The sequence below is a fragment of the Treponema sp. genome (genome assembly GCF_052169735.1).
In the GTDB taxonomy this organism is placed as follows: Bacteria; Spirochaetota; Spirochaetia; order Treponematales; family Treponemataceae; genus Treponema.
This window is the reverse complement of sequence record NZ_JBQNBW010000058.1, coordinates 1-17,177: the sequence shown is the minus strand read 5'-3', so window position 1 is coordinate 17,177 and position 17,177 is coordinate 1. Positions and strand designations below refer to the sequence as shown.

General features: G+C 45.2%; 12 protein-coding genes. 2 read left to right on the top strand and 10 right to left on the bottom strand.

The genetic code is table 11. The features are described from left to right. Positions 1 to 436 precede the first annotated feature (436 nt). The 6 genes from deoC to ACTTJ8_RS09405 form a co-directional block, all read right to left on the bottom strand. Positions 437 to 1,090 carry a deoxyribose-phosphate aldolase gene (gene deoC / locus ACTTJ8_RS09430; protein WP_442716189.1) on the bottom strand — a complete coding sequence of 218 codons (654 nt, stop codon included), beginning with the start codon at positions 1,088 to 1,090 and terminating at the stop codon, positions 437 to 439. A 105-nt stretch (positions 1,091 to 1,195) separates the two neighbouring features. Beyond that, entirely contained in the window at positions 1,196 to 4,432 is a 3,237-nt protein-coding gene (locus tag ACTTJ8_RS09425; RefSeq protein WP_442721029.1) for a tetratricopeptide repeat protein, read from the bottom strand. Positions 4,433 to 4,452: 20 nt separating this feature from the next. Further along, positions 4,453 to 5,952, bottom strand: coding sequence for a LamG domain-containing protein (locus ACTTJ8_RS09420; RefSeq protein ID WP_442716191.1), 1,500 nt, complete (start codon positions 5,950 to 5,952; stop codon positions 4,453 to 4,455). A 111-nt stretch (positions 5,953 to 6,063) separates the two neighbouring features. Next, positions 6,064 to 6,816, bottom strand: a complete 753-nt coding sequence (locus ACTTJ8_RS09415; RefSeq protein WP_442721028.1) for a biotin--[acetyl-CoA-carboxylase] ligase — start codon at positions 6,814 to 6,816, stop codon at positions 6,064 to 6,066. After that, entirely contained in the window at positions 6,813 to 7,469 is a 657-nt protein-coding gene (locus tag ACTTJ8_RS09410; protein ID WP_442716193.1) for a 3'-5' exonuclease, read from the bottom strand. Before ACTTJ8_RS09410 ends, ACTTJ8_RS09415 begins: the two co-directional genes overlap by 4 nt. Next, positions 7,466 to 9,232 carry a phospho-sugar mutase gene (locus ACTTJ8_RS09405; RefSeq protein WP_442721027.1) on the bottom strand — a complete coding sequence of 589 codons (1,767 nt, stop codon included), beginning with the start codon at positions 9,230 to 9,232 and terminating at the stop codon, positions 7,466 to 7,468. The genes ACTTJ8_RS09410 and ACTTJ8_RS09405 overlap by 4 nt, the downstream gene beginning before the upstream one ends. Before the next feature lie 364 nt (positions 9,233 to 9,596). Between ACTTJ8_RS09405 and trxB the strand changes: the two genes are divergently transcribed. Further along, positions 9,597 to 10,523, top strand: coding sequence for a thioredoxin-disulfide reductase (gene trxB / locus ACTTJ8_RS09400; protein WP_442721026.1), 927 nt, complete (start codon positions 9,597 to 9,599; stop codon positions 10,521 to 10,523). Positions 10,524 to 10,573: 50 nt separating this feature from the next. Next, a complete protein-coding gene (locus ACTTJ8_RS09395) occupies positions 10,574 to 12,208 on the top strand; it encodes a glycoside hydrolase family 3 protein (RefSeq protein ID WP_442721025.1) in 1,635 nt (544 codons plus the stop codon). 312 nt (positions 12,209 to 12,520) lie between these two features. Here the strand turns inward: ACTTJ8_RS09395 and ACTTJ8_RS09390 are convergent, their stop codons facing one another. The 4 genes from ACTTJ8_RS09390 to ACTTJ8_RS09375 all read right to left on the bottom strand — a co-directional run. After that, complete coding sequence (locus tag ACTTJ8_RS09390; RefSeq protein ID WP_442716197.1) at positions 12,521 to 12,955, bottom strand: Rrf2 family transcriptional regulator; 435 nt, start codon at positions 12,953 to 12,955, stop codon at positions 12,521 to 12,523. A gap of 89 nt (positions 12,956 to 13,044) precedes the next feature. Then, on the bottom strand, positions 13,045 to 14,055 hold the full coding sequence (locus ACTTJ8_RS09385) for an SIR2 family NAD-dependent protein deacylase (RefSeq protein ID WP_442721024.1): 1,011 nt from the start codon (positions 14,053 to 14,055) through the stop codon (positions 13,045 to 13,047). Further along, positions 14,039 to 14,860, bottom strand: a complete 822-nt coding sequence (locus tag ACTTJ8_RS09380; RefSeq protein WP_442716202.1) for a protein-ADP-ribose hydrolase — start codon at positions 14,858 to 14,860, stop codon at positions 14,039 to 14,041. The genes ACTTJ8_RS09385 and ACTTJ8_RS09380 overlap by 17 nt, the downstream gene beginning before the upstream one ends. 730 nt (positions 14,861 to 15,590) lie before the next feature. Beyond that, the coding region (locus ACTTJ8_RS09375) for an ATP-binding protein (protein WP_442721023.1) at positions 15,591 to 17,177 on the bottom strand (1,587 nt) is incomplete at its 5' end.

Sequence of the window (17,177 nt, the reverse complement as noted above, 5' to 3'; positions counted from 1 at the left end):
GTCTTTCATTCTAAAACCCTTTTGCGCTTGCCATAAAATAATACCGGGAATCCTATTCATCGGCATAAACATCAATAGACCTATTCTAAAACGGAAGTTTCCGAATAGGTTTGATCAAAAATTTTCCAAAAACAAACTGTTTTTGGAAATATCCGGTACTTACCACTAGTTTCAACAATCCTTACTATACCGACATTTTCAGTATCGGTATATACGGAAAAATCTTAAATGAGTCAATCATACGGCTGATTTGAAACAGCTCAATGGACCTGTTTAATAACTGCGTTGTCGAACAGGTTTATTCGTGCGGAGGGTTTAATACCCCGACGCTCCGCGTCGTAACAAAAGGCTATTAAAGCCGACTGCAACCACCTTATAGAACACACAGTGCGAAACATTAAACACTGTGCCCCGACACTTGCGTCGGGGTTGTTGATTATTTTGCAGCTTCGATAATTTTAATGCCGCTGCTTGTACCGATACGTGCACAGCCGGCTTCAATATATTTGAGAGCATCTTCCCTACTGCGGATTCCGCCTGAAGCCTTTATCTTTGTATCTTTTTTGAGGTATTTTTTGAATAACAGAATGTCATCAAGAGATGCCCCCCGTGAACCGTAACCTGTCGATGTTTTGATAAAATCAGCGCCAGCCTGCTCAACCGCTGCACACACATCAGCAATATTTTTTTCTGACAGGTAACAGGTTTCTACAATGACTTTTAAGTGAGCGTTTTTAGTATGACAGAGAGCTGCAAGAGCTGCGATCTCTTTTTCAACATAATCGATATTACCTTCTAGGAGTTTCCCGATATTGATAACCATATCAATCTCATCAGCGCCGTCTTGCAAAGCCTGTTCCGTTTCTGCACATTTAACTGCCGTTGTCTGCGTACCGAAAGGGAAAGCAACAACACTACATGTCATAACATCCGATCCTGCAAGTGTTTTTTTGACAAGCGCTACATTGCAGGGGTTCACACATACGGACGCAAAATGATACTGTTTTGCTTCTTCGCAGAGAGCAATAATTTCCGATTCAAGCGCATTTGGTTTTAAAAGCGTATGATCAATATACCGATGTAATTCCATTTTTTTCTCCTTGTTTTCATCAATCTTTATCTGATCGGGTACTATGGTACCTGTTTTCAATTATTTTCTATGAATATAGAATATTTCTCAGAATCTAACGCATACTTAGAGCGTAACGTCTTCCAACACCGATGACATCTTTGCCATCAGCTGTTCTAACTCCTGCCGTATCCGTGTCCCCATCCCTTGATCCGGCACCGCAGTACTCAAATCACGCAAATACTTGAGTAAGCCGCAAATTGCATCAGCAGTATAAGGGGGCGCTGCATTTCTCGCAGTACCTGTCTGCTGTAGTATTTCAGCACGGTCCTTTAAACCGAGTTCTCCGGACAAACGGGCAATAATATAGCATATCTGCATTCTCTCACTGCTATTGAGAAAAACAGACAATTCTTCTTCCGGTAAAAAATCGAATAAATTCCGCAAATAGAGGAACAACTGGGCTAATTTTTCAGGATCTGCAGTATTGAGGTAGTTTTCAAGAGCAGGAGACTCTTTTACTCGATGCTTTGCATGACACCATAAAAGATTTTGTTGCTCTGTATCAAGGTTAAAGGGCTGCGTTCCGTCTTGATTGACATATTGCGGTTCAGTATCAACAACGGCTGCATCGTCCAGCTGTTCATCGGTCTCTATTCTTTGCGGTTCCATAGACGCAGCATCAGCAGCAACGAGCTGTTCATCATAGGATACGTCTTCATCGTCCTCTTTAGATGTAGGAGATAAGCTGGTGCCAGTTTCTGAATCATCCGCACCAGACTGAAACTCAGAAAACGTTTCCGCATCCACTTCGACAAAATCCTCTAGCTTTGAAGTCTCTGCCGTTACTGCGGTATCCGGCTCGGAGTATTCGGTAATAATCACTTCATCAGGACTGTCCTGTGCAAAAGGGGATAATTCTTCCGAATCAGGTTCAGCTTGAAGATAGGCTATATCTTCTTCCCTCAATTCGTCTTTCGCTTCTTTAGACCGCTCTGCTACCGGCTGAAGCGGCAATTTGCGGCTTAAATTATCAGCTATCCTATCGGCTAGAAGCTCAATCACTTTACTGTACTGTTTTTCATCCAGCTGCTTGTCAATATCGGAATTAACATCCTGCAAGAAGTCCACACTCGTACCGTAAGTATTCATCTGCTCCAATCTGCTGATTGCAGCATCCGACCGTGCAATAAGATTTTGCCGCTGCGATACCGTATTTTCCTCTGCCGGTAAATCCGTGCTTCCATGTTCCGAAAACCGTACTTGTCCAAGAGGTATGTTGCGGATATTTTCCGGCTTTAAATAGAGGTCTTCCACTGGAGAAGAAGGCATAATATTATCCATATTTGCATAGGAAAACTTGCCTTCTTCAGGAGGTACCTCAAACGACTGTGTGTGCTGTTTCTCCTGCAAACCATCCGCGTGATACCCATCAGCTGCATACTCATGCGGCATCTGCGAATCAGCATACGGCGGTGGAGCTGATGTACTAATATTCTCTCCAGCCCCTGCGAAACCAGAGCTGCGGAAAGAATCTTCACCAAAGTCAGAAAGAACTTCCTCAGCAGGTACATCAGCATCAAGACTCTCTGCAAGATGCAGTATATCGGCATCATCTGAGGTAGGCAGCTCTTCAATATCTTCTGCCTCTTCTATTAAAAGATCAAATGGAACTTCCGATTCTTTGTGCGCTGCAGACTTCAACGATTTTATCAGCTGTGCAGCAGCAAGTGAAGAGTCCGGCTGCTGAGTCAATTCTTCCGGCGAAACGTAGAGATGGCTATCATCATGCTTAAGCTGCTCAAGATTTTTTGTCAACTGTGGATCAGTCATATAATTTTCAGCAGCCCGTTCATATAAATCGATTGTTTCCGCTAAATTATGCGCTTGGTCTTCCACCGTTCCGGAACTCTGTAAGTTCAGTATTTCATTTGCGGTCTTTAAGGATTCGATAGTATCCCCGTGCTTTTGAAAAAACTTTGACAGCGCTGAGCGAGCCTCAAAGGCATTTGGTTGTATTTCAAGAACTTTTTGATATGTCTGATATGCTGCCTGCGGGTCATTGAGCAGTTCTTCCGTTTTACCCAAAGCCATTAAAGCGGAAATATCTGTTGGGCGCTGTTTCAAAAATAAGTTGAGCTGCTCTTTTGCCTCTGCATACTTATGGGCAAGCAGGTACTGTTCTGCCAATTCTCGCCGGAAGTCGATCGCGGCAGGCGCTGTTTGGAGTATCTTTTTAAATATCTCCTCAGCTTTTTCGGTTTCTCCGGTTAAGGCACAGAGCTGCCCCCGTAATTTAAGTGTATTGAGATCATTATTATGCTCTTCACCAAGCCTGCCAAAGAGTTCGTGAGCCTTTGCATAATCTTTAGCATACATACACATTTGGATCGCTTTTAAGCGTAAAGGATGATTATCAGCATTCACCGGGGCAGTTTCTGCGCTTAGGAGTTTTGGGAGCGCTTCATCATATTGCTGTTTTTTCTCTAAAAGCCGCGTTAAGGCAAGGGCAGCAGGTGCATAGCCGGGGTCAATAACAAGAGCATCGTAGTAATACTGTTCAGCCTCTTGCGGCAACTGTTTTTTTTCAAAAAGGAAACCTAGTTCCGTATAAATAGTAGCGTTTTCTCCCGTTACCCGCAGCAGCGACCGATAGGTATTGAGCGCATCGTCCAACTTATCAAGCTGCAAATACGCTGCCGCGATTCCTGATAAAACCTCTCCCCATGAAGGGTTAACACGAAGCGCTGAATTATAATAGACTATCGCTTCTTCATAGCGCTTTTCTTGACGGAGCAGCCCTGCCAAATGGAAGTTTAGATATGGATGATTAGCATCTACCCGTAAACCGTCTTTATAGATGTCAATCGCTTGCTCAACTTTTCCGGTAAGGGCATATAAATTGCCGAGCTGGTCATACGCATGCGCATGATCGGGCTTAATTTCTATTGCACGGGAGAAATACTCTGCAGCCTTATCATAATTCCGCATGCGCTTATAGGTTTTTGCAAGATTATAGAGGATTTCATCACTTTCTTCGGTACTTGACCGGGCTTTTTCCAGTATTTTGAGAGAATCTTCATAGCGTTCCAAATGCCGGTAAATACGCCCGAGGTTAATCATTAAATCAACATTATCGGGTTCCCGTTCATATAGCCTAAGATATGCAGCTAATGATCTGTCCAGATCACCTTCATCAGCATATATCCTCGCCAATAAGCCTTCAATCTTTTCCTTATCAAGCGGAGACATATCTGGATACTTCTTTAAAGTATTGGTCAATAACTGTTCAGCGTATTCAAAATCCTGTGTAATTAATGCAGAATTTGCCCGCTCAAAGATAAAATCAAGTGATTCCGACATAGTTCCTCTATATTAAATGGTTATTCTTTCCGTGGCCGTGCCCATACTTCCTGCGAAAAAGAGCCAACTCTCGTTCCGTCTGAATCATCATAGGCTGCTACCGTGAAAAAATAGATTTTGCCATTGCTTAAATCCGGTATACGATAGGAGAGAACTTTCCCGACATTGATTGGCGATCCGGGTGAAAAATATTCTCCTTTCCGTTCACCATAATATACCTTATATCCCTTTACATCAAAATCGATAGACGGAGTCCATGAAAGCTCTATCGCTCCATCCTTTGGAGCAGCAAAAAGCCGTGCAGGCGGTAAGGGTTCGCTGTCTTTTTCGTATTCAAAACTGATAGAATGCACAATCGGGGTTTTCTGCCCGTCTGCAGTGGGGTACAGGTTTCCTGCAATCTGAAAAAAGCGCCCTGTCATCCCGGTAATTGCTTGCCCGCTCCATATAGGTTTCCATTCCGGCTCCGTTTCTGTCCACGCATAGCGGTTCTCTCCTGAACGGATAAAAAACACCGCTTCGGTTTGTACCGGAGTATCCGCAGAAACAGTTACTTTCTTCGCCTCTGATAAGGAACCTCCCGAATCCAGAATGAGGGATTCAAAGCGACCCCCATTCAAATGATAGCGGTCAAATAATGCAGCTTGTTCGGCAAATGTTGGCGGTTCTATAAACTGCCGGGTAACCTTCAGCTCATCAATTAACCCTGCATACTGCACCCCAATGGACACCGCAGCGCTATTCCCCAACTTTGAAAGGAGAACGGCATCGCTTTCCCGCCCGTTTTCAGTGATATAGACGATGTTTTCCGTGTGCCCGTTCATCCGGTATTCTAAGAGACCGAGTTCTTCATCATAAGTGATGAGATGATGCGACCACTGAGAAGGAATAAGGTTTGTGCGACCTCTCAGTTGAATAGAAATGCCATTTTGGTACTTATCCTGCCAAATATTAAAAAAGTTCCACTCCAGTTTATTCTGAATAATTTGTGCCAGAATATGCTGATCGGTCAGCCGGTCTCGTTCAAAATAAGAAGAGTACCATTGCAAAATAACACTGCCGTTTTCCGCAACTGAAGGAGCAATCCAAAATTCAATACTAAACGAACCGGTAGAACGCTCCCCTGCAAAAAACGAACCTTGCTGTGGACGAAGCACAAGCCCTGCTGTTTTTGCATGAGGACTACAAAGCGCAGCACCGCTGCCGAACTTTGCTTGCGTGCTTCCGGCAAAACGCATATTTGAAGACTGAACCGTGTAAGAACTTGTTTCTTCGAGTATAGAGGGAGAGTCAAAACTCACATACATATCCGTTTGCTGCGTGATTTTAGGGACACTGCTGCTAAGCGAAATCCCCGGATTTCCGTACTTTCCGGGACACATTTGTATATTTTCCGTATACTGCAGCATTCCCCAGCCGTTTTTTCCGCCTAATTCAAAAACTGCCGGATTAGCAAAGGCTAAACTCAACACACCTACAAAGAGAAACAATACTGCCCTAAGTTTTTTTCTACACATCATCGCCTTCAATTATCGGTAAGGATCATCCATTATTTAACAGTTGGACACCCCTAAAAACTATATCTGAGTTTTTAGAAGTGTCTAGTTCTCGTTACGCTATGCCGTATGCCCTTATGTATAGAGCAGCTCACCTGAATAATACCTGCTCTCTTTACCTGAGTCGGCAGTAATGCAGAGCGCTCCGTCTTTCGCAATTCCGGTAAGGACACCGGTAATAATATCCTTTTCCTGCTGTCCGCGCATAAAGCGTACCATCGTTCCGCGGCTTAATAAGCGGCGTGAGACCTCTTCGTTCCAGTCATTCCGAGTGAGGCAGCTTTGAATACGTGTAAGCAACGCAGGAATGAGCGTTTCAAACGAAGGACATCGGCTGGAACCGGCTGCCAGAGCGAGCGACGTTGCTGAATGTTCGATCTCTCGCAGAAAATCTTTTTGCAGGATATTTATTCCTATCCCTGCAAGAATACAGCCGCCTGCACTCTCGCAGAGAATACCGGCGATCTTTCTACCGTTCACAAAAACATCATTCGGCCATTTTACCACGGTTTTTACCGCAGGCGGTAAAAACGAGTCGATGGTCTCACTGACCGCAAGCCCGATCCGCAGGGTAAAATCGGTAGAAGCCGCCTGCCGTAAGATAAGTGTACCCAGCAAGTTCTCTCCTGCAGGGGAAAGCCACTGCCTGCCGGATATACGTCCGCGTCCCTCTGTCTGATACCCTGCATAAATAAATGTGCCGTTCGGGCAGCCGTCCGCAATGCAAGCACGGGCTGTTTGCAGGGTCGAAGCAGTTCGGGCATAATAATACACCGGTGCGCCAAAAGGATTTTGTATCGAGGTTGTTTCTCGTGTTTCTGCTATCAAAATAAACTCCGGGAATAATCTTTATCAGCTTCTTCTTGCACTTCAGGGGTAGAAAGGATACTTTCCGCATTTGTTTCGCCGCGGATTTTTTCTACCAATTCGGTATTGTTCTTTAAAAAGCGGGTAAGCGTTTTATCAAAAAGCTCCATGCAAACACGGGCATCATCTTCCGCCCGGTGCGCTTCCAAAGCTGTTATACCAAGCTGCACCGCAAGATCCTGCAGGGCATAGCTGGAAAGACCGGGGTATACTTCTTTGGCAAAAATCCGTGTATCTACAACCTTATTCGTCAGCGGAGGTTTATCCGCCCGTTTTAACTCCGCATTGATGTAGTTTACATCAAAGGGTGCGTTATGTGCAACCAACACAGCATTACCGATAAAGGCAAAAAAATCAGGAAAAACATCGGCTATCAGCGGTTTATCCTTGAGCATCGCATCGGTAATACCGTTAACCTTGCCCGCTTCTTCCGGCATCGGCATTTCCGGGTTCATCAGCATATTAAACCGGGCAATGGGACCGCGCCGATCGAACTTTACTGCTCCGATTTCTACAATCCTGCCCGTAACGGGATCGAGCCCGGTTGTTTCCGTGTCAAATGCAACAAAGACTGCCGTGTCATACACGGCAGCCAGCCAATCATAACTTGTCATTTAAGATCGTAGTTTAGACTTCGAGTAAATCTTTCAACCTTTTCCTCAGCCCGCTTCTTCGCAGCTGCAAGATCGTTGTTATTCTCACTCATAAACTCAGGATGAATAATATAGATTTTGATCTTGGGTTCGGTACCACTCGGGCGGATACTGATAGTTGTTCCATCTCCAAGGAAATACCGCAGCACGTCACTTACCGGGATGTATATCGCCGATGTCTTTTCCGGCGTGCGGGGATTGTAGAGAACTGAGTGCTTTACATCCCAGACGGTCCATACCTCTTCGCCACCGATCTCTATTAATGGAGACTTGCGGAGTTTTGCCATCATATTATTCATAATTTCAACACCTTCCGCACCAGGAAATACCTTGTTGATGGTTGTTTCGCAGAAGCAGCCGTACTGTATAAAGAGTTCATCCAACCGCTCTAACAGACTCTTCCCCTGTTTACGCCAGTACAACGCCATTTCGGCACAGATGGCGGAGGCAGCGATGCCGTCTTTATCGCGGATTTCCATTCCAAAGTTATAGCCGTAACTTTCTTCAAAACCATAGATATAGTGATAACCTTGATTGGATATCTCATCAGCCTTGTTGCAAATCCATTTAAATCCCGTCAAACATTCAAAGGTTTTCACTCCGTATTGTTCTGCAATGCGGTCACAGAGTCTCGATGTTACAATGGAGCGCACAATCGCCGGCTTTTCGGGCATTACGCCGAATTCTTTTGCAGTCAAGCAGATGTAGTCCGTAAAGAGCGCTCCCATTTGGTTTCCGGTAATCAGGTGCATTTTTCCGTTTTCGTCTTTTACCGCTGAGGCAAAACGGTCTGCGTCGGGGTCGGTAGCCATAAGGATGTCAGCACCTTCTTTTTCCGCTAGCTCAATCGCCATTTTTAAAGCAGCCGGGTCTTCAGGGTTCGGGTAGCTGACTGTCGGGAAATTTCCGTCCGGCTCACGCTGCTCCGGTACAGTCAAGACACTAAAGCCCATATCGCCAAGCACTTTCTCAACGTGCATCGCACCGGTACCGTGCAGCGGGGTGTAGACAATCTTAACAGACTTGGACATCTCCTTAATAAGATCACCGCGGTGCAGCTTTGCTTTTACGCTTTCCCAATATTGTTCATCTATTTCTTTATCAATAATAATGAGCTTTCCCGCTTTCACAGCCTCGTCACGGTTCATCATTTTAACGGTTGTAACGGCATTTACTTTGTCGATAATGCCCTTGTCGTGGGGCGGAATAACCTGAGCGCCGTCATTCCAGTATGCTTTGTATCCATTATATTGAGGGGGATTGTGAGAAGCTGTTACCACAACACCGGTATCACAGCCGAGCTTTCTAATTGCATAGGATAGTTCAGGAGTTGGGCGGAGTGCCGAAAAGAGATAGACTGTAAAGCCGTTTGCTGCAAAGATAAGTGCGGTAGCTTCTGCAAATACATCTGAATAACGGCGTGAGTCATGGGCAATAACAGCTTTTAATGCACCGCTTTTTGCTTTCTCCGGAAAAGTTTCTATAATATAGTCGGCAAGACCCTGTGTCGCTTTTTTAATTACGGTTGGGTTCATACGGTTGGTACCGCCGCCGATCATTCCGCGTAAACCGCCTGTTCCAAATTCCAATGTCCGGTAAAAACGGTCAAACAGCTCTTTTTCGTTATTTTCTGCAATAAGAGCTTCTACTTCTTTTACAAAGGTTGGGTCATTTTCTTCTGCCATATACTGCTGTGCAGATGCAAGAATTGTTTTACTATCCATAATAAAGTCTCCTCTTATCGTTAGGGCAGCTTTTAAAAATATGAAAAGACTGCAAAAGTTACCCATTGATGTTCTTTCAGTTTTAGTGTACTCCATTTTTTCCGCTTACGCAAGCGAAATCAACAACCCCGGCAAAGAGCGTAACCGAGCAACGGCAGGTAGTAACATCCTTCCTTAAGTTAAAAAAGGGGTACCTTAATACTCCAAAACTCTGTACACCGATCGGCAATTTTCCCGGAAAATTCATATATCGAGCATATCAGAGCTTCTGTAATCCGATAATTTTATATTATGAGCATCTCTAATGTATTCGATAGTCCACTGAGAATTGACGCAAGGGTATTTTTTTCGTACATTGGAAGATATGAAAACAGATTACGATATAATTATTGTCGGTGCCGGTGCAGCGGGGATGGCTGCTGCGCAATATGCGTGCCGGGCAAATTTAAAAGTGTTAGTAATAGAAGAAAAAGCGCCGGGCGGACAGGCAATACTGATTGATTCGCTGGAAAACTATCCCGGCTATGCGGAACCGATTAACGGTTTTGAATTTTCTGAAAATATGCGCAAACAAGCTGCCGGATTCGGGGCTGAATTTACCACAGCAAAAACGGAAGCGCTTACAAAAAATGCTGACGCTTCTTTTACGGTAAAAACGTCCGATAAAACATACACAGCGCTTACCGTGATCATCGCAACAGGAGCGGAACACCGGAGTCCCGGTATTCAAGGTGAGCAGGAGCTGCGGGGCAGAGGGGTATCTTACTGCGCTACCTGCGACGGACCGTTTTTTAGAAAAAAGCACATTGTCGTAGTAGGCGGCGGAGATGCAGCCTGTGATGAAGCGCTCTTCCTTTCAAACTTAACAGATACCGTTACGATGATACATCGCCGTGATTCATTTAGGGCGCAAAAAGCGCTTGTAACCCGTACGCTGAATAACCCGCACATCAAAGCAATCTTTGATACCACTGTCAAGGAAATAAAGGGAAGTACAGCGGTAACATCGGTGATTTTGCAGAACGTAAAAACAAAAGAAGAGCAGGAGCTTGCCTGCGATGCGGTATTCTTTTTTGTCGGGATGAAGCCAAATACGGAGCTTGTTCCTGACGCTGAAAAGGATGCGGCGGGATATATCGTTACCGATGAGGATATGCGTACTTCGGTAGAGGGACTTTATGCTGCGGGAGATGTGCGCGCTAAATCGTTCCGGCAGGTGGTTACTGCAGTTGCCGATGGAGCTATCGCGGCCCATACTGCTGCTGCCTACATTGATAATCTCCGCAGTTAAGTACTTTGAATCTCCGGCGTTTTTTCTCTTTTTGTATATGCAGCGCCCTCTTGGCGCTGCCGGTACTGAGTGTGCAGCTCGGCGCTCAGACTGCTCCGCTTAAAACACTGCCTGATTTTTATGATTCCGTACCGGCAGCAGAGCTTGCTGCGCGGATTACCGATGCGATGACGGATGAAGAACTGTTGGCGCAAACCTTTATGTTCGGCTGGGCGGGACAGGAACCTACTAATCTGCTGATGGACTGGATTACCGAACGGAGCTTGGGCAGCATCAAGATATTCGGATGGAATACGGAGGACAGCGTTGAACTTGCAAAAGCGGTCGGGCTGTTGCAGAAAAAGTCCAATAGTACCCGCTTCCGTATTCCGCTCTTTGTTGCAACGGATCAAGAAGGAGGATGGATACGCCATGTCAAGGGGCTTACCTCTGAAACCCCCGGTAATCTGGCAATCGGCGCTTCCGGTTATCCCATTGATGCCTACTACGAAGGGTTTTACATTGCGCGTGAATTATCGGTGCTCGGGATTAACCTGAATTTTGCACCGACGGTAGACCTCTACACCAATCACGAATCTTCAATTATTGGGCCGCGTTCTTTCGGTCAGTCCCCGGAAGCAGCCGGCATTTTAGCTCGTGCCTTTGTGCAGGGAAGCAGAAAGGCGGGGGTACTCACCACTGCGAAGCATTTTCCCGGGCATGGAGACACTGCGTTAGACAGCCACGGCAAATTGCCGAGCATTGCTATTTCTCAAGAAACACTCTATAACCGCGAGCTTATTCCGTTTCAGTATTTAATTGAGTCAGGCGTACCTGCTATTATGACGGGGCACCTCCATTTTCCCGCAGTGTCGGAGCATGGAGAACCGGCGACCTTTTCACGGTACTTACTGCAAACAGTGCTGCGCGGGCACCTTGGGTTTAAAGGCTTGGTTATCACCGATGATATGATGATGCACGGAGCAATCCGCTATGCCGGTGCAGTCGATAAAGCGGTACAGCTTGCGTTGGAAGCCGGAAACGATATTATTGAATCTTCTACAACACCGCGACTGTACGATGCATTTTGGACGGAAAATCTCAAACGGATGCAAACTACTCCTGCATTCCGGCTGCGGGTAAAGGATGCTGCCTACCGGATTATCGAAACAAAGCTGCGGTATTTTAAGAGCGGTAATGCTGTACCGCTTTATCCCGATGTGTATACCGTTGCTGACAAGCTGCCGGATGCGGAAGGGCAGGCGTTTTTTCTTTCGCTGGCAGCACGGGCTGTAACTATTGTCCGGAATAAGTATATTCCCTATACCGCAAAGCCGAGTGAAAAAATCTTATTGGCAGGGGGCTACTCAGCGTTTTTGCAGGCAGGACTCAAGCGTTTTCCGGGGGCAAAAACCAGTAATTTATCGGATGGGCTTTTGTCAAAGGCAGCTGTCAGCGATACCATTATCTTCTGCCTTGCTAATGATTCATCATTGCAGCTCTTACAACAGCTGTACAAAGCATATCCTCGGAAAAAATACATTATTTTCTCCTGCCTTTCCCCGGTTTTTTTATCCGGGATTCCTGAAATTCCTACAGCGATTGCCTTATACAGCTATGCCCCCGTGTCTTTTACCGCAGGGTTTGCCGCATTGCTCGGCGATTATACCCCGCAGGGCAAGCTGCCGCTCGATGGGATCAATTAGGGTACTAGCGTTGTTCAATGATCAGATTATCTCGGTGTAGCCGTTCGCAATGAACTGCTGCAGCATATAACAATGTGGATAACTTTTCCGATATCATATTCAACTGGGATTTTTATTCGTGCAGAGTTAATATTCACATGCCGCGCCGAAGGTGTTGATTAAGTCCTTGCGGATTTTCATCTCAGGTTTTTATAAAATGAGTTTGGTAATCCTGTTTTGAAGTGTACCGCGTCTTTCTTCCCAAAATGGCTAAGCGATTATTCGCATTGTCAAATCCCTCTACCGGTTCGTCCGTATAAAAATACTCTGCTGTCAGAGAGGATTTACCGTTATTCCCGCTCCTAAATCGGCAATCGTTGTTTTGTTAAGCGAATCTGCCATCGCCTGTTGAGCTTCGTGCAATGCGGCATCAAGCACACGGTGAATCTTACTTCCGACAGGGCATTGCGGATTTGGATTCGGATGGAAATTAAAAACCTCCCGCTCCTCTGCACCCTCATTGATTGCGTTGTATACATCCAGCAGCGTGATTGTATCAGCCTTCCGTGCCAAGTATGAACCGCCGACCCCTGCCGCAGTTCTTACCAATCCCGCCTTTTGCAGCTGCAGCAAAATCTTCCGTATGATAACAGCATTGACTCCGGTGCTCGCAGAAATAAAATCGGAAGTAACGCGCATATCCTTTTCAAAATATTGAATGCACAAAAGCGTATGAACCGCTGCTGTAAAACGAACACTGATTTTCATATTCAACCCTTATCTTATTTTTATAGAGAACAGGGACCGTCTCAAAAGTTGGTTACTTTTTCTACATCCCCATTCCCTTATTTCATTTTTTATAGTAGCTCCTGCAAAACCCCGCCAATGTCATCATTGATACAGAGCGACTGTTTTTCTATTTCGTACGGTGCAAACGCTTCCCCAAAATTGATACAAACATACTGTGCATTCGGGTTTTTTGCCGTCATCTGCCAAAACGGATACTTTATAATTCCGGGAGTGTTTCTTCCAACACCCAGTTCAAGAAACAACACGTTCCCCGTTCCTTTTTGTTGACCGGAACAGCTTGTTATATTCCGGCTTTGTAAAAAACTTCCTTGAGATGCAGCAGTTGAAGAAACATCAGTTTCTGAAAACTGTTGCATTGATGCGCGATCAGCGCATACGTCAATAATCGATGTTTGCCGAAAGGCAAAGTCGAAGTGTTTTTCAGCCACGCTATTTAAGCGGCTGAAAATAAACCTTTGATATCGAGCGGCAGCCTGATCCCAGCCTTCGTCTGTAACAAACGTGTCATCTGCCCGAAGGTTCATACTCATCGGTTTTCCGCAGACAGGACAATGCGGTACAAGTTCTGATGGGATTTTCATCTTGCTGCGGAATTCCCACATTGCGCGGATTTGTTTTTCGTTGTCATAGGTTTTGTGATGACACGGTTCACTGCATTGAAACAGCCCGTAGTCGCCCTGCGTATAAAACAGCCGTTCCTTGTCAAAACCTGCCTTTTGGAAACAATGATCTACATTTGTCGTAAGCACAAAATAGTCTTTGTTCCGTACAAGCGAAAGTATGTTGTTATAAACCGGTTTTGGCGGATCCATATACCGGTTTATCATAATATAGCGGCTCCAGTATGCCCAACGCTCTTCAAGCGAGGCAAAAGGAGCAAATCCGCCTGAATACATATCCTGAAAACCGTACTTGACTGCAAAATCGGAAAAGTATTTTTCAAACCGCTCACCCGAATAGGTGAAGCCTGCCGAAGTGGAAAGACCGCTTCCTGCGCCGATGACAATGGTTTCCGCTTCGGAAATAATCTGTTTTAATTGCTCAATAGCTTCTCTCATATAAAATCCTCCGGTAAATCCCTTCATCTTTTTCGCTAAACACATTAAACACAACTTTCATGCGCATAGCAGCCCCAGCCATGTCCGGGCGCAGCGTTGTTTGCTCTTTTGTCTCTTTCCACTTTTTGACCGCAGCGACCGCAATTTGCGCAGCCTCTTCCTGCGGAAAGCAGAAAACACCCGTTGAAATACAGCAGAATGCGATTGAAGAAATACCATGAGCTTTTGCCGCGTCAAGACACGATGTATAGCATGATGAAAGCAAATCACAATCGGTTTGCGTAAGCGGTCCGTCTACTATCGGCCCGACAGTATGCAGCACAAACTTGCACGGCAGATTAAACGCAGGCGTGATTTTTGCCTGCCCTACCGGCTCTTCATGTCCTTGCTTTTTCATCATCGAATCGCACACAGCACGGAGCTGGATTCCTGCACATGTGTGAATGCAGTTATCAATACAGGCGTGGCAGGGCTGCCAACAACCGGTCATTCCGCTATTCGCTGCATTCACGATTGCATCAACTTTGAGCGTCGTAATATCGCCGTGCCAAAGGTAGAGATCATTGCACACCGGTACTAAATCCGCGATGTCAGTAATACCGCGTGTTCTATTTTCTTCCTGCAGATACTCATCTTGTACACGCAAAAATGCTTCACTTACAGGATCAGCCGGCCGCACATTTACGAGCGAACGGAGAAGATAGTGTTGTTCGGTTTCGCCTTCGGGAATCTGCACTCCGCTGTAGTGCGGATTTTCTGCAAGGAGATATTCAATTAAAAAAAGCCGCCGTTCTGTCTGTGTCATCATGCACCTTCTTTGAAATGCAACAGTATTTTTGTTGATATGTCTATCGCAACTTCCTTCGGGCATTTCTTTTGCCCTTCCATGAAATCCGTGTAAGCTGTTTGAACTGCTGTTCTAATTAACTTACAACATAAATATACAGCAAATTGATTGTAATGTCAATAGAACTTCTTGTTTTTTATGAAAAATGAGTTGTTATTCGTGAGGAGGGGTAATGTTCACATTCCGCATCTAACATGAGGGGATTAAAACCGAGTGCAACCATCTCGTCAAAACATACATCCTTGTACAGGGCATCTCTAAAAACTCAGGTATAGTTTTTAGAGATGCCCGACGAGTTTTGTTTAAGTCATTATTAAACGAAGACTTAAACAAAACATCGCAAATTAAATTTAAGGGAAACCTCTCAAAACTGATTCGCAGTCCGCTTCAGCGGATATGATGCATCATTTCCTTACAGAACAAGCCGATAGGCTTGAAGTTTTTAGAGGTTCCCTACATTTTTGAACGTGAATTTTGGCTCATTTCAGCCATGGATGGCGCTGTTGAACAGCGTACGTCCGTGTACGCTGTTCAACGGCAAGTTTTTCTGACGAAAAACTTGCTTCTGATTTGCACCCCCGCCATCCATGGCACTGTTGAACAGCGTACGTCCGTGTACGCTGTTCGACGGCAAGTTTTTCTAGCGAAAAACTTGCTTCTGTATTGCACCACCGCCATCCATGGCGGGTTATTTTTCCAGCGCTTCGGTTTTCCAGTCTTTAATCGTGCGTGTTTCTTCGTCAAAAGAACTTCCTATCAGCACAATCTTCTTTCCATCAGCCTTGTACTTTTCCGCATAGCCGTTCTCTTTTATTTGGTTCAGGGCATCTTCCGCACTGCCGTTGCCGGAGAGCTTAAACTCGAATATGTAAACACTATCAGCCGTTTTAAGTACACAGTCAGCTCTTCCCATTGCAGAATGTACCTCTGTCTGTACAAACTGTCCCATGAGCGTAAAGACGAGATACACCGCTGTCTGGTAGTTCTGTTCCCGCAGTTTCAAGTTTTCTTCTGTGAAGCTATCATACGCAATACCGGAAATGATCGCCTTGAGCCGCTCCATAACCCCTTCTACATTCCCCGCTCGAATATCTTCCACAAACTTCCATACCGATTTTCCCGTCTCCACAAACGGCAGTCCCGAATACGCAGGCAGCAGATTCTTCAAAAAGCCATATCGGACTTCATTATTCGGAAAGCCAAGCCGATACATCCCTGCTTCTTGGATGTATGTCTTAATCGTTAAATACCCTGCTTGAAACAGAATCGGCAATGCATCTTGAGCAACCGCCCGATAGGTTTGTAAGCCTTCTTCATCAAGTTCAACCTTTCCGTCCAGATCGGGAATATAATAATGCGCTTCTTTTAAGAAGTTGACTAAAAAGGTCGGAGTTCCCGTACCGAACCAATAGCTTTTAATCTCTTTTTTGACTAAGGCACTCAGTACACTAAAGGGATTGTACATTCCTTTCCCTGCCGGGTGGAATAAGTAGCCGTCATACCACTGCTTTAAGGCTGCTAATGCCTGCGGATAGTCCATATTCTGCCGTGTTGCGAGTGATTGTATCTCCGGTTGGAAGGTCGTTTCCAACTCTTCTTGTGTAATACCGCAAATACCAGCATAGTCTTCTTCCATTGATATATCACGCAGGTTATTCAAATCGCTGAAAATGCTGATTTTGCTAAACTTTGTTACCCCAGTTAAAAACGCAAAGCGGATATATTCATCGCAGGTTTTAATCACCGAGTAAAAGGCTTTGAGCGTATTACGGTAGTGTTCATTCAGCTCTTCATTGACACCCATCGTTTGTAAAAGCGGCTTATCGTATTCGTCTACAAGAATAACGGCTTGTTTGCCGGTTTTGTTATATGCAGCCTTTATCAGCCGTTCAAAACGTGAGGCAAAAAACGGCTTTTCTTCTTTTGCAACGAGTATACCGTATAGGCTTTCCTGTTCCTTTAATAAAGAATCGAGCCGTTCGCTCAAAGCCTCGCTTTCAAGATACTGACCAATGTTAAAATCAAAATACAGCACCGGATATACTTGCCATGGGGTTCGGTTTTCTTGTGCAGCTTGCTCCTCTTCGGCTTTTTCAAGGTACAAATCTTTAAACAGCTCTTTTTGTCCGCGAAAATATGCAGCGAGTGTTGAAAGAAATAAACTTTTACCGAATCTCCGCGGGCGGCTGAGGAAATAGACCTTACTGCTGGTTGCCAAGTGAAAAAGGTATGCTGTTTTATCCACATAAAGAAACCCTTTTTCCCGTAAATCTTT